Origin of the sequence: Persicitalea jodogahamensis (assembly GCF_014651615.1) — a bacterium.
In the GTDB taxonomy this organism is placed as follows: Bacteria; Bacteroidota; Bacteroidia; order Cytophagales; family Spirosomataceae; genus Persicitalea; species Persicitalea jodogahamensis.
Genome location: NZ_BMXF01000004.1, coordinates 336,359 through 353,850 on the forward strand (window position 1 = coordinate 336,359; position 17,492 = coordinate 353,850).

The following is a 17,492-nucleotide window of genomic DNA, read 5'->3' on the forward strand; positions in this document are numbered from 1 at the left end:
ATGGAAAATTCACAAAGTCAAAATCAGGATAAAAATAAACCCAATCAGAGCCAGCAGCAAAGCGGCGGCGGACGTTCGCAATCACAGAGCAGCAGCGGAGGCCAGCAAGAGCAGCGCCAAAGCGGGAGTGGCCAACAAACGCAAAAGAACAGTGATGGCGATCAACAGGAGCAGCGCAATCAGAGCAAAGGTTGGGAAGAGCGTGACAAAGAAACCGAGCGAACCCAGACTCAGCATGTGAGCGACAACGAGTAACATATATTTCACTCCGTTAAAAAGGCGACAAGATTTATTTCTTGTCGCCTTTATTATTTTCTGGAATCCACGAGTTTACGCAAATTCTGCGTTTTTTTAAAGAAAAAACTGTCAGGGAGGCATTAGCAAACGGTCGTCCGTTGCTTTATGAATAGACTCGCACTTGTACTAGTTCAGAATTCAAATAACTTTCAATGCAAATAAAAGCAAGCCTGGCGGCTTCTGACCTCCAACCTAAACTTGACCGGCTGTGGCAATTGTCCGGTGAAAAAATCAACCTCCTCAACAAGAATTACGATCCTGCGAAGGGTTCACCAGTATTTACCGTAAAGGGCCAGTACACTACCCGTGGCTGGACTGAATGGACCGAGGGCTTCCGGTATGGGGCTGAGGTACTTCAATATGATGCAACGGGTGATGACTCATTCCTGAAAATGGCCAAAGAGCACACGGTGAGGCAAATGGCTTCGCACGTAGGGCATTTCGGGGTCCATGACCATGGATTTAACAACGTAAGTACCTACGGGAACCTGGTTCGGTTAATGAACGAAGGCCGGATCGAGGAAAACGAATGGGAGCGAAATTTTTATGAAATAGCGCTCAAGCTTTCGGGAGCGGTACAGGCCAAACGCTGGACCCCGATCAAGGACGGCGGTGGGTACATTTATTCTTTCAACGGTCCTCACTCCCTGTTTGTCGACACCATTCGCTCCGTGCGGGCCGTAATGGTATCCCATTTACTAGGTCACAGCCTGATGGGGGAGAATGACCTGAAAACCAGCCTGCTCGAACGCGGGATAAACCACGCTCTGGCTACGGCGAAATACGCAATCTACTACGGTGAAGGTCGTGATATCTACGATGAGTGGGGAAGATCAGCCCACGAATCCATCTTCAACGTCAACGATGGCAATTACCGTTGTCCAAATACCCAGCAGGGCTTTTCAGGATTTACAACCTGGACGCGCGGTCTGGCCTGGGCGATGGTGGGTTTTCCTGAACAACTCGAAACGCTGGCTTATTTCTCTGACGAGGATCTTGCGCCTTTTGGTGGCCGTGAGGCAGTCGAGCAGATATACCTGAAAGCTGCTCGCGCTACAAATGACTTCTTTATCGCCAACACTGCGGCCGATGGAATTCCATACTGGGATACGGGCTCACCGCAGCTTTACAAGCTGGGCGATTATACCCAAGAAAAGTCCGATCCCTTCAATGCCTTTGAGCCTATCGATAGCTCGGCCGCTGCCATTGGTGCACAGGGCTTACTGCGATTGGGGAAATACTTGCAGGATAAGGGCCAAACCGAGGACGGCAATCGGTACTGGCAAGCCGGTCTCACTACGCTCGACACGCTTTTTGACGAGCCATATTTGTCCACCGACCCTGAACACGAAGGTCTGATACTGCATTCGGTATATCACCAGCCGAATGGCTGGGACCACATTCCCGAAGGCCAAAAAGTACCCTGTGGCGAGTCGAGCATGTGGGGCGATTACCACGCCCGCGAAGTTGCACTCTACCTGCAGCGTGTAATCAGAGGCGACCGCTACTATCAATATTTGGGAGCTGTGAAATAGTTTGGTTTTACGGGGCAGATGATTGTCTGGCGTTTTGCCTATCATTTCTGTTGCACCAAAGCTGGCTACTCTGATTATCGGGGATAATCAGTGAATATCGAGGATTGGCTTATAAATAAGCATCATTAAAAATCTGAATTTCCGAATATGAATCTTGACCGTTGCTGCATTCACACAATAACTACCAAACCCTGGTCATTGTCCGAATCAGTAGAACGCTACGCGGCCGCTGGTGTAAAGGGTATAAGCGTGTGGCAGAACGCTGTCGAAGGCATGTCCCACGCTCAGGCGGGTGAGTTAATACGCAGAAGTGGGCTGGATGTAGTGTCCTACGTCCGGGGCGGATTTTTTCCGCATACCAGTCAGCAGGAGCGAGAGAAAGCCATCGATCATAACAAAAAACTGATCGAAGAAGCTGCTGCGCTGGGGGCACCGCTCATCGTGCTTGTCTGCGGCGCGTCGCCGGACCAGCCACTGGAAACTTCGCGTGAACAAATTCAGGCTGGCATTGAGGCGATACTGCCTTTGGCCCAGCAGATGAATGTCAAACTGGCTATCGAACCGCTGCACCCAATGTACGCAGCCGACCGCTCGGCGATCAATACACTGGCTCAGGCCAATGACTTATCTGAATCCATCGGTTCGCCCTCAGTAGGCGTGGCGGTTGACGTGTATCATCTCTGGTGGGAGCCTAATCTGGAGGCAGAGATTAAGCGTTGCGGTAAAAACGGGCACCTGTTGGCTTATCATGTTTGCGATTGGAAGGTCAATACGATAGATATGCTCAACGACCGCGGACTGATGGGAGAGGGCTGCATCGATATCAAGAAAATCAGCCGGTGGGTGGATGACACAGGCTTCGATGGGTACGTAGAAGTTGAAATTTTCTCCAACATTTACTGGCAGGAGGATCAGCAGCATTTTTTAAATAAAATCACCCAGGCTTTTCAAGAAAAGGTATAATTACAACCAAAGAAAAATTAACCGTCAACTTTCAATTGAATGAAAACGCATACCATAGGAATTATAATGAATGGCGTCACAGGGCGCATGGGAACCAACCAGCATTTGCTTCGGTCGATCAAAGCGATTCGTGAGCAGGGGGGGGTAAAGCTTTCTGCGGACGAGGTTATCATGCCCGACCCGATTCTGGTAGGTCGTAATGAGGCCAAATTAAAGGATCTGTGCGAGCGTTCAGGTGTTGAAAAATATACAACCGACCTCGATTCGGTCATCAACGATCCGCACTACCAAATCTATTTTGACTCCCAGGTTACGGGCCGCCGTGCGGCCGCAGTGAAAAAAGCCATAGAGGCCGGAAAAAACATTTACTGTGAAAAGCCTACCGGAACCTCCACTGAGGAGGCATTGGAGTTGTATGAAATCTGTACAAAAGCCGGACTTAAAAACGGAGTGGTGCAGGATAAGTTATGGCTACCAGGAATGCTAAAACTGAAACGCCTGATGGAAAACGATTTCTTCGGGGAAATACTTTCAGTGCGCGGAGAATTTGGTTACTGGGTGTTTGAAGGCCATAGCGTTCCGGCCCAGCGTCCTTCCTGGAACTACCGTAAAGAGGATGACGGAGGTATAATCGTCGATATGCTTTGCCATTGGCGCTACGTACTTGATCATCTTTTTGGTAAGGTAAAAGCCGTATCCTGCCTGGGCGCAACCCATATCGAGGAGCGGATTGATGAGCAGGGCAAACCCTACAAAGCTACCGCAGACGATGCGTGCTACGCTACTTTTGAGCTGGAAGGAGGTATAATCGCTCAGTTCAATTCTTCCTGGACTACCCGTGTTCGACGTGACGACCTCCTTACCCTGCACGTGGACGGTACCAAAGGGTCTGCCGTGGCAGGACTCCGGGAGTGTGTCACCCAACACTATGGCAACACGCCCAAGCCTGTTTGGAACCCCGATATTGCGCAACCGATCGATTTCTTTGATGGCTGGGCTAAAGTACCCGAGCAGGAGTTGTTCGACAATGCTTTTAAAGCGCAGTGGGAGCTGTTCCTGAAACATATTGTCATCGACACGCCGTTTCCCTGGGATTTGAAGGAAGGAGCCAAAGGCGTCCAGTTGGCCGAGAAAGGCATAGAGAGTTGGGAAAAACGATGCTGGGTTGACGTAGAAGAATTATGAAAACAGCATTAATTACGGGTGGAAGCCGCGGGATCGGCCTTGGAATCGCCCAGAGCTTAGCCCGGGAAGGATATGACATCGCCATCAACGGAGTGCGAGCCGAGGAACTGGTCATGGAAACGCTGAACGACCTACGCGAATTGGGTGTGAAAGTGGAATACTGCCAGGGAAGCATTGCCTCAGCCGATGATCGGGCGCGCATTGTGGAGGAAGCCTACGAAAAATTGGGTGGACTCAATGTCTTGGTAAACAACGCAGGAATTGCGCCCAAGCAGCGACTCGACCTGCTGAACACTACCCCTGAAAGTTTTCGGGATCTTCTGGATACAAATCTGGAAGGCCCGTTCTTTCTGACCCAGGCCATCTCGAACCGTATGATTGAAGCCAGGGAAAGTAATCCTGATTTTGAAGGTACCATCGTATTCGTGACATCCATTTCCGCCACAGTTGCCTCTGTCAACCGTGGCGAGTATTGCATCTCCAAAGCCGGACTGGCTATGACTGCCTCACTTTTCGCAGTGAAAATGGCCGAAGTCGGTATCCCGGTGTATGAGGTGCGGCCCGGGGTGATTGCCACCGACATGACCTCAAAAGTGCAGGGCAAATATGACCAGTTGTTTGAAGGAGGGATGGCCCTGCAACCGAGGTGGGGCACACCTGAGGACGTTGGCAAAGCCGTTGCTTCCCTCGTGCGCGGCGATTTTCCCTATTCAACCGGCCAAGTTATTCACGTCGATGGCGGTATGCTGATCGATCGATTGTAAGGGAGTTTTTGGGTGCAGGAGCTAGTGCGTTTATGAGTCTTCATTTTTGAAAACTCTACGACTATCGAATTCCTGAACTCATGCACCCATTAACTCATTAATTTCAAAAATCCATGTCTGCCCAACAAACCGAAAATCCCTCCGTCATTTCCCAACTGCTCAGAATCCCCGTGCTGGTAGCGGCACTGGGATACATGGTGGATATGTACGATCTGTTTCTTTTTAGCGTCGTGCGGGTGCCAAGCCTACAGGAATTGGGCGTAAGCGGTGATCAACTGCTGCCAGAAGGCATAATCCTGCTCAACTGGCAAATGGCCGGGCTATTAATTGGAGGCGTTCTTTGGGGAGTTTTAGGTGATAAGCGGGGGCGACTTTCAGTGTTGTTTGGCTCAATCGTGATGTATTCCCTAGCCAACATCGGTAACGGGTTCGTTAATAGTCTGGAAATGTACGCCGTTTTACGGTTTATCGCCGGAGTTGGATTGGCAGGAGAATTGGGAGCCGGTATAACTCTGGTAACAGAGGTGCTTCCGAAGGAGATCCGTGGCTACGGAACCACACTTGTGGCAACGCTGGGAGTTCTGGGAGCCATACTGGCTTATTTTGTCGCCGATTTGTTCCAATGGCGTGTTTCTTATTTCGTTGGTGGTGGATTAGGATTGACGCTGTTGATTCTCAGGTTCAATGTTTTTGAATCCGGGATGTTCCAGCACTTGAAGGAGAAAGCTGTAAACAGAGGTGATATATTGAGCATTTTTACCGACCCTACTCGTCTCAGGAAGTACTTTATGGCCATCGTGGTTGGCCTTCCCATCTGGTTTGTGGTAGGGATTCTGATTACTTTTTCTCCAGAATTTGGTGCTGCCAAGGGGATCGAGGGAATCAATGCGGGAAAGGCGGTCATGCTGGCCTTCACCGGGCAAGTGTTTGGCGATATATTCAGTGGCCTGCTTAGCCAGTACCTCAAAAGTCGAAAACAGGTTATCGGCTTATTTATTGTTCTGTCGGTAGTAATGATGACACTCTATTTATTGCTGCCTGTTTCCGAAGCCTTTTCTTTCTATATGCTTTGCGCTTTCCTGGGTTTTTGCAATGGCTATTGGACTCTCTTCATCACCATTGCCGCCGAGCTATTTGGAACCAACATTCGCGCGACGGTAGCTACTACCATTCCCAACTTTGTGCGGGGGGCGACAATTCCTTTTGCCTCGCTGTTTGTTTGGTTGAAGGGTTCGATGGGTGTAATTCAAGCCGGCCTGGTACTTGGCATCGCCGTCGCAGTTATAGCTTTGTTATCATTGGCTTTCATCGAAGAAACTTTCACCAAGGATCTTGACTATGTGGAGGAGTAAAGAGGTACTTCTGCTGCACTAGTTCTTTTCCAGAATCTCTGATAAGATTTGTTCAGCAAAAGCTTGAGCCGTGTTTTCCTTCGCTAACTTCTCGGCAGCAGCTCGATCAAATTGAGTTGTTCCTCGCAAAGCCCGCTGAAACGCTGCGCAGATAGCGGCAGGCGAAGATGAGTCCACAGTAGTTCCTAATTGCTGCGAACTGACAAGGTTGCCCAGGTAGCCAAAATCGGAAGAAATGAGTGGCTTTTGCGATAAGGCTGCCCTTACCACAATTGAGCTCATTCCCACGTGCTTTTGATACAGGGTTAAAACAAAGTCGGACAGCGAAAAAAGCGTCTGAATTGCTGCCCCTTTTAGTGTCTGAAAATGACAGAGTATCTGAATGTCAGTATTTAGTGATTCAATCTTTTCCTCAATAACAGTGCGGTATTGATCACTGATAGGTCCTGCCAGAATTAAGGCCATCTGTTTGGATTCAATTGGATTCAGCAAGGCAATTGAATCCAGAATGGGCTCAATTCCTTTACGGTCGTCCAGATATCCGAAAAGCAGAAAAACTTTTCGTGATTCCTCAATGCCGAGAGTCATTCTCAGGTTTTCGGTCTGTTCATTTGTTACTGCATACTCCCTAACTGGATCACTTAGCGGTAATACTCGGTCTTTTCCAGTAATAGCCTGGATAGTAGGCACAGCTGTCTTATCAAGGCAATAGAGGTTAACGAAAGCCGGATTGGCCAATGCCCGGCTTAGGATCAGTTTCTTGATCTTCGTCATCCATTTTTCTTTCCCGGAACGGCTGACGTGTTGATGAAAATTGGGCCGGAAGTAAATGCCTGAAACCGGGCAAGGCGATTTCTTACCCAACCCCAGGCCTAATTGAAAAAGATCAAAGTACATCAGAATTGCGTGGTCGGGCCGGTATTGTTTGGCATACCTGGTGAACAGATTCCAACCTGCGAAAGAGCGGCCAACGATTGAGGATTCTTTGAATTCAGCAATTTCCCGTTCAGCTATTTCAATGAATTGTATTTGAGTGGAACAGCTAATTTCGTTAGGGAACTGCCCCGACAGCCCTCGGGGAGTTACCACCAATAGCTCGCCTTCGATTTTGTGCTCATGCCAATACTCGATCAGATAGGTTAAGTAATCGGTATGGTGACCGTCCAGGACGGTATCGAAAAGTAGGAGTTTCATGAAGTGAATTGGCGGGATTCGTCCGGCAATCTGCCGGAAAAATCGCTAATTTCGGCATTCTGATTTAAAAACTATGAAAGCAAGCAAAATCAATCCCAAACCACCGTTCTTCGACCGGTACATCAAACTGGTGGAAGACATCGATTTGATCGATGCCCTTGAAAAATTTTCTCCCGAAAATCTCTTTTCTAATCAGGTTGAACTTGAAGCATTGGGTGATCAAGTTTATGAACCTGGAAAGTGGACCATTAAACAAATCATTCAGCATTGCATTGATACGGAACGAATCATGGGTTATCGGGCATTGCGATTTGCCCGAAATGATCAAACTGAACTAGCGGGATTTGAACAGGATGCCTATGCGGATGTTGCGGATGTAAGCGAACGGACTTTGGAAGATTTGCTGGATGAGTTTGACCTAGTTCGTGCTTCAACTCTGGCCCAATTTTACCATTGGGACGAGGACACTTTGAAGAGGATGGGTACGGCTTCCAACATAAACATCTCAGCAGGTGCCCTCGGTTTTGTAATTGTAGGTCATGCAATTCATCATCAGAATATTATGACGAGTAGATATCTGCCATTGTTTGAAAAATAAAAATGGCCAGAACCAAATCGGTTCCGGCCATTTTTATTTTTCTTAATTTCTTAAATCAAGCTTTTTCGGCTTGCACATTGATGGTCTCGATTGCCAGATCATTCAGTATCTCATCGGTGTCCTTTTCCTCTTCCAATGTTTTGGCCAGAAGATCAGCAACTTCCTTGTGTCCGAGTTGATCAGCATAACGGTGTGCTGTACCATAACCCGTTATCTCATAATGCTCAACGCGTTGAGCTTCGGCGATGAGGCCGGCATCCATAACCGCCTCCTCAGCTTTTTCGTCCATGAATGAAGCGGCTTCTTTTATAATCCCCTCCATTGCTTTGCATTTTTCTCCGCCGGGCTTAATTCCCAACTTACTGCATATTTCTTCGAGTCGCGACTTTTGCTCCTCAGTTTCTTTAAGGTGCGTGTTGAAGGCATCTTTTAGTTTCTGATTAGTGGCTTTATTGACCATTTTAGGCAGCGCCGCTATGATTTGAGATTCCGCACTGTACAGATCTTTTATTTGATGTTCCAGCAGGTCTTGTAGGTTTTTCAGCTTATCAGACATAATTAGTGATTTTTAAGTTAAAGATTCAGTTAAGTACCAAATTGATACTGTTGCTCTAACTGTTTAAATAATTAGTCCGATTCAAATATATCACTCAGCAATAGTGGCACTTGTATACTTTCTTTAATTCAAATGTCTAATGTACAAGTATTTAGAAAACATTGGGCAATTTTTAAGGTCAATCGGTAAAGTATAAAGCAAGTGGCGAACAATCCACAGTACCAGGGACAAATTGCCCACAAGATGTGAATCAATGCCTTCGGTCGCTGTGTCCAAGTGATTTTGAAGGAGCAACCTTATCCCTTACGAGTTGTTTGATTTCCTTCGGTTCCGGGAAACGACCTTCACGTTTTCGATCCCACAATACTTCTTCACCCAAAGTAACTGAAAAGCGACCCGCCAGCTCAGCGGGTCTGATAAGGACGCCTAACCTCTCTTCTGAAAAGGTGGTTAAAAGCTCCTGGGCCATCCAGGTGGCGCGGAACAGCCAACCACACTTTGGGCAATATTCTATAGTCAGGGTGGTATTTGACATTGATCTTGATATTTGAAGTGGTGGAGGGCGCTAAAACTTCGCTTTTCTTGTAATACAGATGCGCTGTACTACTGCCTGAAGCTTTTCATGATCCAACCTCCGCCTATCACATCGTCACCCTCATAAAATACTGCTGCCTGGCCGGGCGCAATGCCGTTTACTCCATCATGAAAGTTCACACGGATTCGGTCAGGAGCTTCCTGTGCCACAGTGGCCGGGGTGCCTTCGTGCTTGTAGCGTACTTTGGTCACAGTCTCGAGTGGATTGTCGAGATTAGGGTACTTTTGAAGATTGAGTTTGCCTACTACCATTCCGTCGCGGTAGAGGTCTGGCAGGTCCCCAAGTACCACTTCATTTGTGTCCTTGCGTATCTCGGTCACAAACACCGGGCGACCCAGAGCAATACCTAACCCTTTGCGCTGGCCTACTGTATAGAATGGATAACCCTCGTGCTGACCCAGAACCGTGCCATCCTGATGCACAAAATTCCCTCCTGCAACCTCGGCTTCCAATCCAGGAATTCGTCTTTTAAGGAATCCGCGGTAATCATTATCAGGTACAAAGCAGATTTCATAGCTCTCTGATTTATTCACCAGGTCAATGAACCCCCTTTCCTTAGCCATTTCCCTGATTTCGCTTTTATGCAGATACCCCAATGGCAGTTTCGTACGGCTCAGACTTTCCTGAGAAACCCCCCACAGAACGTAGCTTTGATCTTTCCAGGCATCAATACCCTTGGAGATGACGTATCGGCCATCGGATTTGCCACCTTCAAGCTGACGAATATTGGCATAATGGCCCGTAGCGATCGATTCGCAGTCGAGACGGTCGGCACGGCGCAAAAGGGCATCCCATTTAATGTGTGTATTGCAAAGCACGCAGGGATTAGGAGTTCTACCTTCCAGGTATTCACCCGTGAAATGATCGATGACGTAATCGCCAAATTCTTCCCTTATGTCAAGAATGTAGTGCGGAAAGCCCAACTGCACGGCTATATTTCGGGCATCGTTGATTGAATCAAGGGAGCAGCAGCCCGTTTCTTTTTTGGAACCGCCACTTCCGGCATAATCCCAGGTTTTCATCGTCATTCCGATGACTTCGTAGCCTTCTTCATGCAACATCACCGCTGCCAGAGAACTGTCTATCCCGCCGCTCATAGCGACCAGGATTCTTCCGTGTTTGCTCATAATTGTAATCTGCGAAGGTTCAAAGCCTTCCGATTTTAGTTATTTAAGAAAATGTATCGGGTTTGAACGCTGTACCTTATTGTCTTGGTTCCCTTCTAGTCCGAATCGGGAGTTTGTCGTAATTTTGTATTTCTATTTACCGCGGGATCCCTGAATATAATACTATCCGGAGACGCCTGGCGCAAAACTACCTATTGAATAAATGCTCAAAACTTTTGTAAAGATAAGCAACGTTACCAACCTATCCGATGCCCGGTATTGTGCCGGGATGGGCGTAGACATGTTAGGGTTCTCTATTGATGAAAATTCGGATCACTACATTGTACCTAAGAAATACGCTGAGATTCGGGCATGGATTGCCGGAGTGCGCCTAGTGGTGGAATCTGCGGAGAAAAATCCGGGAAAACTGTTAAGTACGTTGGCTGAATACGAATGCGATGCCTTGCAGATTGAGGATCCCGACTTGCTACTTTATCTGAAGAGTGAACTTGATAAACCTTTACTGTTGAGGGTCGATGTCGATCATTATGAAGCGGATGAGTTGGATGCACTTATGAGTCGTTACGCAGGCGAGGTTGAGTTTTTCCTGTTGGAGAGCAATCAGAATGCGCCTCTGACAGACGAATGGCAGAACTACCTTCGGGTATTGTCAGGGGAATATCCGATTTTGCTGGGCTTTGGATTGGAAAATGAAGATGCACTGGAAAGCTCTATTTTTTCAAGTGGCCTAAAAGGTATCGCGCTGCGCGGCAGTGAAGAAATCCGGCCAGGCTATAAAGATTTCGGAAGCCTGATGGATATTCTGGAATCCTTGGAAACAGATTCCTGAAAGCTCTGATAAGAAAAATTTATTTCTACACCACCTGATATAATCACCATTTAACCCATTCAATTGCCGATCATAAATTTTAGGGGGTCGGTATCTTGTATAACCTACTACCTTTGATTGCAAATAAAGGAAAAACTCATTTAATTTGAATGCGGAGCTAGTAGTGGAATAGGGCCTCCCACCAGTAAACATCAACCTAAAAACTCAATTTAACTTTAAATAGCCATGGAGAAGAAATTAACCCGAATACCCAGCGAAGCTGTCGTGGGCGGCGTGGCCGCCGGGATGAGCGATTACTTCGGTATCGACCGCACCATTATTCGTGTGTTGTGGGTGGTGCTACTGCTCCTCCCCATTCCCCCCAACTTCTTTTGGACGGCAATCGTGTACATCATATTCTGGGTGGCCCTGCCTGAGGGCATGCCAGGAGCCAATGGCGTCGTCAATGATATTGGCGGCAACCCAAATGACGGGTCTGATCCTTATGCTACATCGAATCAGTCCAGAAATTTCTTTGCCAACAGCTCAGACCCTGACCGTTCTATCAAAATTATTGGCGTGGTACTTCTTGGTGTAGGAGCTATTTTGTTGCTCGATGAGTTGCCATTCTGGTACGAAATCCGCGATTATGTCTGGCCGGTCGCGCTTATCCTGGGCGGAGCATTTCTGCTGCTGCGTCAGCGTGACAAGGAGCAGTTTGGCAGTACCGGTAATACACAGCCACCGGCGGACCCATTCACTCCGAATGATCCGTTTCCTCCCACTGAGCCCGATCCGGTGCCTTACCGACCTTTCGACGAGCCGGCTAGGAAAACGAATATCGATCCCAATGCCCCAACCGACCCGGATGGAGAAACTGATTCAAGCGATGAACCGCCTCAGATCAGGTAATCGGCTTGCCAGTTGTCGTGTCCTAATTTCAAATCATTAAACGATTAACAGCCATGAATTTTAAGAACACTTTCTGGGGAATTATCCTCATCGTTGTCGGCGTACTATTTCTGGTCGAAGAATTCTCAAACTTTGATTTCGGACGGTACTTTCTGCCCATCATTCTGATTGTTTCGGGGGCATTGCTCCTGCTTCGTCATCAGTTAGGTACCAGGCGCCCTACCGATTCCAACCTCTAAACTCAATTTTTAACCATGAAAAGATCAAGCGGAATATTCTGGGGCGGTTTGCTCGTCATTTTGGGTAGTTTTTGGCTGCTCCGAAACCTGGGCGTGTTGGACATCGATTGGTATGAAGTGTCCCGATTCTGGCCCGCACTCCTGGTGTTGGCTGGAATCAGCCTGCTGGTTAGTGGCCGGGAGCGCAACAGTTGGGGAGGGGGCGTTGCCGGCATCCTGATTGCCATAGCCGTATTGGGCGGCATCACCCACCGAACTGACCGGGCCTTCAACGATAATCGGGGCAATTGGAACTTCGACTGGGACAATGACTGGGACAACGATGACGATGAATGGGATTTTGGCGATAATAAGAGAAACCGGAATCGCCTGCGGGAGGAAAATAATGAGCGTAGCCGTAAATATGAGGAGGACTATAATCGTGACAAAGACACCAAGTCAGATAAACGAGACGTCCGAAATCGACACTATGAGTACGAAATGGACAATGGCCTGCAGGAGGCTACCTTGAATTTCGAAGGCGGAGCCGGGGAGTTCAAGATCAATGGCAGCACCGATAAACTTTTTGAAGCTGACTCCAAGTCTTCCCTGGGAGGATTCAGGTCTGACATCCGGAACAACCGAAACGCCAAAACCGCCGTAATCGACTTCAAGATGGAAAGTGGCCGGATGAACCTGAAAAAAGGCAACAATGAAAATTCGGTGGAAATCAATCTCAACGAAAAGCCACTCTGGAATATTGATCTGGGGCTGGGAGCCGGGGAGGCAAAATTTGACCTGAGTGAGTTCAGGGTGAAATCGCTAAAAGTGAGTACAGGTGTGGCTGATTTGAAGGTGAAATTAGGCGACAAAGTCAATCGAACTGACGTGAATATTGAGTCTGGTGTAGCGTCAGTTACTCTGGAAATACCAAAATCAGTAGGCTGCGAGGTACGAATTGACGGAATATTGAATGACCGGAATATGGGAGATTTGAGAAAGGTGGACGATGGTTTATACAGGTCGCCCGGGTATGAGGAGGCCACACGAAAAATAGTGGTAGATTATGAAGCCGGGCTTTCAGAAGTCAACATACGCCGGTACTAACCTGTAGAGAATAGGAAATCTGCTATATCGATTCTTGACCCGTTCTTCCTTTGGAAGGACGGGTTTTTCCATTTAATCATCCTTGCTTACCGCTTACTAAGTACTGTGCCTGATGCCTTGGTTGTGTATTTCTTGGTGAGTACCTTCATCACAATATGGTAAATATCAAATAAGAACACGATTGTCATGAAAAAAACACTGCTATCCTTACTATTGGCTTGCTGCTGCCTGATACAGGCCCTTGCTCAGAAAACTGATAATTTTATTTCCGCAACAATTGATGGTCAGGAATGGAAAGCTGAGGCGAAACGACTTAAAGTACCCTTCCGCAAAAAAGATTTTAACTATCTGGCCCTGGCGGGATTTGAGGTCAATCCAGATGTACAGCTATGGATCCGGCTATATTATTTCACGGACGAGTTGAAGCCCGGCACCTTTCCAATTGAAGACCTTAGCGAAATGGAAAAGCGGAAATACAAGCCTAAGTCCGAAGGCGGCCTTTTTGCTTTGGTCGACTATACGGAAGAAACGAAGAAAATGGGACATGGTTTCCACGATGGGGAATCATTAAAGGGTACAGTGACGATTACCGCCGCCACCCCCACCTCGGTCGAGGGTACTTTTGAAGGTACTTTGAATGGCGTGTATTACCAAAAAAGAGTGTTGGCCACAATGACGGGATCTGGTTTGCGGGCTAATCTTGGCAAGAAGATGCTGACCGGAGCAGGTGCAGGGATGGCGGCAAACTTCGATCCTCACGAACATGATAATACAAAAAAGACCAGCGAAACAGATACGATTAAAATTTCCAACGGGAAGTTTAAAGTCGATTGGAGTAAAGATGAGAACTAATTGTACTACGACTATTTTTATTGGTAATAAAGCCCGGCCCCAAATTGGCCGGGTTTTTGATATTTGCCTCTGAATGTCGCGATTACAATATTTTAGGCTATATTGGCCTGATTTTTCTTAACCGAGAAACAGACGAGCCGGAAGGGTATGAGAAGTGCGATTATTCTGTTAATTATAGTGGCGGGAGGAGGATTCTTTGCGCTAAAAAGCAAGGCGGACACGCCAATAGCAGCCATAAAATATTGGGAAAACGAGCCAAAGTCGCCTCTTCGCGACACAACTCTTATTCGACTTTATGCCCGGCAATCGGCATCCGCTTCCAATCTGGACAGCTCAATATTTTGGTTGCAGAAGGGGTTTAAAATCGCTTTTCGAAATCGATCCAACCACTGGCTGGCCTTCACCCACAATAGGATCGGGACTACCTATCTGGAAAAAGGGGTGAACTTCAAGGCAATCGAGTATCTCTTTCGCGGGGTCCAGTACGCCGAAATGGCTAAGTCTGTAAATGAACAGGTCTACGCCTGGGATCATATTGGCGATTGCTATGCCAATCTGAAGTCTTACGAAAAAGCGATCAGCGCCGAAAAAAAAGTCATTGAGCTTTACATTAAAAAGAATAACCTGCCTGGCCAAATGCGGGCTATGATCGACCTGGGAGCGGCATACCGTGAGAACGAACAGCCCGAGGAAGCAATTTCTATCCTTCAGCAAAGTTTGGAGATCAGTTCTGGGCTTGAATATTCAAATGATCGGGCAGATGCCTATTTCAATCTGGCGGCCACTTTCCTTAAACAGCAAGATTACACTGAGGCAGAACGATATGGGCTTTTAGCGCTTGATGCTGAAGATGATGGTAAAGGCCGCCCCAATGCCGAACTGCTTTCACTGCTTAGTCTCATCAACAGCAGTAACGCTAAGCCAGCCAAAGCTCTGGAATTTGCTGAACGGGCCGAATACTACCTCATTTATGAGAGCCCGGTCATGCGGGAGCGGGCAGCATTTAACCTCTTCAAGGCGTACAAAGCGTTTGGGGATTCTGAAAAAGCGTTGCTATGGCACGAAAAATTCATCCAGCTACGGGAGAACAATCGTGCCGAAACACAAAATAAACGTATCGAGGTACTTCGTTACGAATACGACGCGCAACAACGGGAATCGCAGCTTCAGGCCATGATCGATGATATGACCCGACAGGCTTATTTGCGGAACGCACTGATTTTAGGGATTCTGATATTTTTGGGTTTGGCGCTTGCTTTGGGTTACAGCAACCGCCTTCTCGTAAAAAGACGGCGTGAGCTCGATCTCAGCAATTTGCAACTGACGCAAGTGGGTAAAATGCTGAAGCAGACGAACGCTACGCTCGAAGATAGGGTGGCTGCCAGAACCAACGAACTACGTGTGGCTAACCACAATCTCACACGCAAGAACCATGAAATCCAGGAAGCCCTTTTCCGGGGTCAAAGTATTGAACGTGAACGCGTGGCGTCCGAGCTCCATAACAACTTAGGAAGTCTGCTCTCAGGTGTCAAATGGCGTTTGGAATCAGTCGAACTGGAAAGCTTTACTCCTGACGAAAAAAAGCAATATCAGAGCGTAGTAAGCCTCATTACTGATGCGTATAACCAGGTGCGCCATATTTCGCACAATCTGCTGCCATCAATTTTAGAGAAACAAGGACTGGTGCCCGCGCTTGAAAAATTGATTGCCGACCTGAATCGATCAGGCCGCGCTACTTTTGAGTTGGTCAGACCGGAAGACATCACGATAAACGATAAAAGAATCTCTTTCGAGTTGTATAGCTGTGTCCTGGAATTGATAAATAACATTTTAAAACATGCCAATGCAAGTCATGTTGCAATTGAACTCGTGAAAACAGACCTGTACTTTGTTTTGATGGTCACCGATGACGGCCACGGTATTGATCAGGAGAAATTATTTGTTTCGGGCAAAGGTTTGGAGAACATCCGCCAGCGAATGAATTCGCTGAACGGGTCGTTTGCCATACGTTCGCTCCGAAATAGAAAGGGTACCACCGTAACCCTTCGTGCCCCGCGAAAACAGCAACGGACAGAGGTGTGACTCAATGGGCTATATCGGTCTTGACACGTTTGCCTTTTAGCTTCTCATATCTCAAGAATTCTATCACTGCTGCGGCTTTCTCCCGCTTCACTGCGGCAAATGCGGCATCGTCCTTGATTTCGATCATACCTACATCCTCCTTTTTCAAACCTCCCTTTTTCATCAACAGTCCTGCGACATCGCCTTTACTGATCTTTTCCTTTTTGCCTGCCGAAAAATATAGCGTGTCCCATTCTGTTTCGGGGGGGAGCCGATCATATTTGGGCAACATTGCCTCCTCGGGTACTTGGGTTAGGTAAGGTGGTTTTTCGTATTCATCGAGCATAAGGTATACCGTTCCGGTAGCATGCATCCTTGCCGTGCGGCCGTTACGGTGAATGAATGCCTCTTCGGTCAGTGGAAACTGGTAATGAATAATAGATTCGATTTCGGGAACGTCCAGGCCACGTGACGCCAGGTCAGTTACGATCAATATGCGACTGGTGCCATTGCGGAACTTCATCAGGGCACGCTCACGATCTGGTTGCTCCATGCCGCCATGGAATGTAGCGTGCACCAGGCCAAAGCCGCCCAGCAGATCACTTATTCGGTCCACGGCATCACGGTGATTGCAGAAAATCAGCGTTCGCTCGGCGCCAATGGCGCACACCAGGGAAAAAAGCGTATCCAGCCGCGAAACCGAAGTGGTGCGGACTGCCTTCATGGTCAATTGGGGCGCTGCATCGGAAGAATTTAAAAAGTCAAGTGTGACCGGATGCCTGGCGTCAACAAAAGCGGGCAACCGGTCTATGGGAGTGGCAGAAGTGAATATACGACGATCAAGCCCCGTCATGGACTCAATGATTGTCGACATGTCCTGTTGAAAGCCCATTTCGAGCGACTTATCAAACTCATCTAAAATCAAAGTGTGAATGGTTTCCGGGTCGAAATTCTGATGTCGGAGGTGATCGGCAACCCGGCCAGGCGTGCCAATGAGCAATGCCGGTGCTTCCAGAAGAAGGTTTTCTTCGGTCTTCTTTGAATGTCCACCATAGCAGCAGGTAACTTTGAAGCCAGTACCCATTGCTTTAAATACACTTTCGATCTGTAAAGCAAGCTCCCGCGATGGGACCAAAACCATCGCCTGCACTCCTGGCTCACCTTCTTTCAACCGGTCAAGTGCGGCCAGTAGAAATGCTAATGTTTTGCCAGATCCGGTAGGGGAGAGTACAATGGTGTCATTTTTCCGGGCAGCGGATAGAGCCGCTTCCTGCATTGGGTTCAGCGAGTCAATTTCAAGTCTTTGGAGAATTTCTTCTAGCATTGGTATCAGATGGGTGTTTTGCCAAAGATAATCTGAATTATCTT

18 protein-coding genes are annotated in these 17,492 nt (G+C 47.8%); 13 read left to right on the forward strand and 5 right to left on the reverse strand.

Annotated elements, in window-relative coordinates; all coding sequences use genetic code 11:
• From IE117_RS19800 to IE117_RS19825, 6 genes are all read left to right on the forward strand, one after another.
• The gene (locus tag IE117_RS19800; RefSeq protein ID WP_189566372.1) at positions 1-255 is read left to right on the forward strand and encodes a hypothetical protein; all 255 of its coding nucleotides are present in this window, start codon (positions 1-3) and stop codon (positions 253-255) included.
• 194 nt (positions 256-449) lie between these two features.
• Positions 450-1,832, forward strand: coding sequence for a glycoside hydrolase family 88 protein (locus tag IE117_RS19805; protein WP_189566374.1), 1,383 nt, complete (start codon positions 450-452; stop codon positions 1,830-1,832).
• Between the two features lie 198 nt (positions 1,833-2,030).
• The gene (locus tag IE117_RS19810) at positions 2,031-2,795 is read left to right on the forward strand and encodes a sugar phosphate isomerase/epimerase family protein (protein ID WP_229581182.1); all 765 of its coding nucleotides are present in this window, start codon (positions 2,031-2,033) and stop codon (positions 2,793-2,795) included.
• 39 nt (positions 2,796-2,834) lie between these two features.
• Positions 2,835-3,980 (forward strand): Gfo/Idh/MocA family protein, encoded by a 1,146-nt coding sequence (locus IE117_RS19815; RefSeq protein ID WP_189566378.1) that lies wholly within the window; start codon positions 2,835-2,837, stop codon positions 3,978-3,980.
• Positions 3,974-4,744, forward strand: coding sequence for a 3-ketoacyl-ACP reductase (locus tag IE117_RS19820; RefSeq protein ID WP_189566987.1), 771 nt, complete (start codon positions 3,974-3,976; stop codon positions 4,742-4,744). Before IE117_RS19815 ends, IE117_RS19820 begins: the two co-directional genes overlap by 7 nt.
• A 113-nt stretch (positions 4,745-4,857) precedes the next feature.
• Positions 4,858-6,096, forward strand: a complete 1,239-nt coding sequence (locus tag IE117_RS19825; protein WP_189566380.1) for an MFS transporter — start codon at positions 4,858-4,860, stop codon at positions 6,094-6,096.
• An 18-nt stretch (positions 6,097-6,114) separates the two neighbouring features.
• On the opposite strand, the gene IE117_RS19830 is transcribed toward IE117_RS19825, so the two are convergent.
• Positions 6,115-7,290, reverse strand: coding sequence for a glycosyltransferase (locus IE117_RS19830; RefSeq protein ID WP_189566382.1), 1,176 nt, complete (start codon positions 7,288-7,290; stop codon positions 6,115-6,117).
• Between the two features lie 73 nt (positions 7,291-7,363).
• Between IE117_RS19830 and IE117_RS19835 the strand changes: the two genes are divergently transcribed.
• A complete protein-coding gene (locus IE117_RS19835) occupies positions 7,364-7,888 on the forward strand; it encodes a DinB family protein (RefSeq protein WP_189566384.1) in 525 nt (174 codons plus the stop codon).
• A gap of 55 nt (positions 7,889-7,943) precedes the next feature.
• Here IE117_RS19835 and IE117_RS19840 read toward each other — a convergent pair whose 3' ends face one another.
• From IE117_RS19840 to mnmA, 3 genes are all read right to left on the reverse strand, one after another.
• Positions 7,944-8,444 (reverse strand): YciE/YciF ferroxidase family protein, encoded by a 501-nt coding sequence (locus IE117_RS19840; RefSeq protein WP_229581184.1) that lies wholly within the window; start codon positions 8,442-8,444, stop codon positions 7,944-7,946.
• Positions 8,445-8,694: 250 nt separating this feature from the next.
• Positions 8,695-8,979 (reverse strand): Rdx family protein, encoded by a 285-nt coding sequence (locus IE117_RS19845; RefSeq protein ID WP_189566386.1) that lies wholly within the window; start codon positions 8,977-8,979, stop codon positions 8,695-8,697.
• Positions 8,980-9,047: 68 nt separating this feature from the next.
• Positions 9,048-10,166 carry a tRNA 2-thiouridine(34) synthase MnmA gene (gene mnmA / locus IE117_RS19850; protein WP_189566388.1) on the reverse strand — a complete coding sequence of 373 codons (1,119 nt, stop codon included), beginning with the start codon at positions 10,164-10,166 and terminating at the stop codon, positions 9,048-9,050.
• Between the two features lie 202 nt (positions 10,167-10,368).
• On the opposite strand from mnmA, the gene IE117_RS19855 reads away from it, so the two are divergent.
• The 6 genes from IE117_RS19855 to IE117_RS19880 all read left to right on the forward strand — a co-directional run bounded on the left by IE117_RS19855 (position 10,369) and on the right by IE117_RS19880 (position 16,145).
• Positions 10,369-10,995 (forward strand): beta/alpha barrel domain-containing protein, encoded by a 627-nt coding sequence (locus IE117_RS19855; RefSeq protein ID WP_189566390.1) that lies wholly within the window; start codon positions 10,369-10,371, stop codon positions 10,993-10,995.
• Positions 10,996-11,220: 225 nt separating this feature from the next.
• Positions 11,221-11,886, forward strand: coding sequence for a PspC domain-containing protein (locus IE117_RS19860; RefSeq protein ID WP_189566392.1), 666 nt, complete (start codon positions 11,221-11,223; stop codon positions 11,884-11,886).
• A gap of 53 nt (positions 11,887-11,939) precedes the next feature.
• Entirely contained in the window at positions 11,940-12,125 is a 186-nt protein-coding gene (locus IE117_RS19865; RefSeq protein WP_189566393.1) for a LiaI-LiaF-like domain-containing protein, read from the forward strand.
• A gap of 15 nt (positions 12,126-12,140) precedes the next feature.
• Complete coding sequence (locus IE117_RS19870) at positions 12,141-13,211, forward strand: toast rack family protein (protein ID WP_189566394.1); 1,071 nt, start codon at positions 12,141-12,143, stop codon at positions 13,209-13,211.
• A 186-nt stretch (positions 13,212-13,397) separates the two neighbouring features.
• On the forward strand, positions 13,398-14,063 hold the full coding sequence (locus IE117_RS19875) for a hypothetical protein (RefSeq protein ID WP_189566395.1): 666 nt from the start codon (positions 13,398-13,400) through the stop codon (positions 14,061-14,063).
• 147 nt (positions 14,064-14,210) lie between these two features.
• On the forward strand, positions 14,211-16,145 hold the full coding sequence (locus IE117_RS19880) for a tetratricopeptide repeat-containing sensor histidine kinase (RefSeq protein WP_189566396.1): 1,935 nt from the start codon (positions 14,211-14,213) through the stop codon (positions 16,143-16,145).
• A gap of 1 nt (position 16,146) precedes the next feature.
• Here the strand turns inward: IE117_RS19880 and IE117_RS19885 are convergent, their stop codons facing one another.
• Positions 16,147-17,448 (reverse strand): DEAD/DEAH box helicase, encoded by a 1,302-nt coding sequence (locus IE117_RS19885; RefSeq protein WP_189566397.1) that lies wholly within the window; start codon positions 17,446-17,448, stop codon positions 16,147-16,149.
• Positions 17,449-17,492: the final 44 nt, after the last annotated feature.

What these genes read in the sequence shown, in the direction of transcription:
- IE117_RS19835 (WP_189566384.1), top strand. Translation starts at nt 7,364, where the DNA reads ATGAAAGCAAGCAAAATCAATCCCAAACCACCGTTCTTCGACCGGTAC.
- IE117_RS19815 (WP_189566378.1), top strand. Translation starts at nt 2,835, where the DNA reads ATGAAAACGCATACCATAGGAATTATAATGAATGGCGTCACAGGGCGC.
- IE117_RS19885 (WP_189566397.1), bottom strand. Translation starts at nt 17,448, where the DNA reads ATGCTAGAAGAAATTCTCCAAAGACTTGAAATTGACTCGCTGAACCCA.
- IE117_RS19870 (WP_189566394.1), top strand. Translation starts at nt 12,141, where the DNA reads ATGAAAAGATCAAGCGGAATATTCTGGGGCGGTTTGCTCGTCATTTTG.
- IE117_RS19880 (WP_189566396.1), top strand. Translation starts at nt 14,211, where the DNA reads ATGAGAAGTGCGATTATTCTGTTAATTATAGTGGCGGGAGGAGGATTC.
- IE117_RS19825 (WP_189566380.1), top strand. Translation starts at nt 4,858, where the DNA reads ATGTCTGCCCAACAAACCGAAAATCCCTCCGTCATTTCCCAACTGCTC.
- IE117_RS19840 (WP_229581184.1), bottom strand. Translation starts at nt 8,444, where the DNA reads ATGTCTGATAAGCTGAAAAACCTACAAGACCTGCTGGAACATCAAATA.
- IE117_RS19860 (WP_189566392.1), top strand. Translation starts at nt 11,221, where the DNA reads ATGGAGAAGAAATTAACCCGAATACCCAGCGAAGCTGTCGTGGGCGGC.
- mnmA (WP_189566388.1), bottom strand. Translation starts at nt 10,166, where the DNA reads ATGAGCAAACACGGAAGAATCCTGGTCGCTATGAGCGGCGGGATAGAC.
- IE117_RS19875 (WP_189566395.1), top strand. Translation starts at nt 13,398, where the DNA reads ATGAAAAAAACACTGCTATCCTTACTATTGGCTTGCTGCTGCCTGATA.
- IE117_RS19805 (WP_189566374.1), top strand. Translation starts at nt 450, where the DNA reads ATGCAAATAAAAGCAAGCCTGGCGGCTTCTGACCTCCAACCTAAACTT.
- IE117_RS19865 (WP_189566393.1), top strand. Translation starts at nt 11,940, where the DNA reads ATGAATTTTAAGAACACTTTCTGGGGAATTATCCTCATCGTTGTCGGC.
- IE117_RS19845 (WP_189566386.1), bottom strand. Translation starts at nt 8,979, where the DNA reads ATGTCAAATACCACCCTGACTATAGAATATTGCCCAAAGTGTGGTTGG.
- IE117_RS19800 (WP_189566372.1), top strand. Translation starts at nt 1, where the DNA reads ATGGAAAATTCACAAAGTCAAAATCAGGATAAAAATAAACCCAATCAG.
- IE117_RS19830 (WP_189566382.1), bottom strand. Translation starts at nt 7,290, where the DNA reads ATGAAACTCCTACTTTTCGATACCGTCCTGGACGGTCACCATACCGAT.
- IE117_RS19855 (WP_189566390.1), top strand. Translation starts at nt 10,369, where the DNA reads ATGCTCAAAACTTTTGTAAAGATAAGCAACGTTACCAACCTATCCGAT.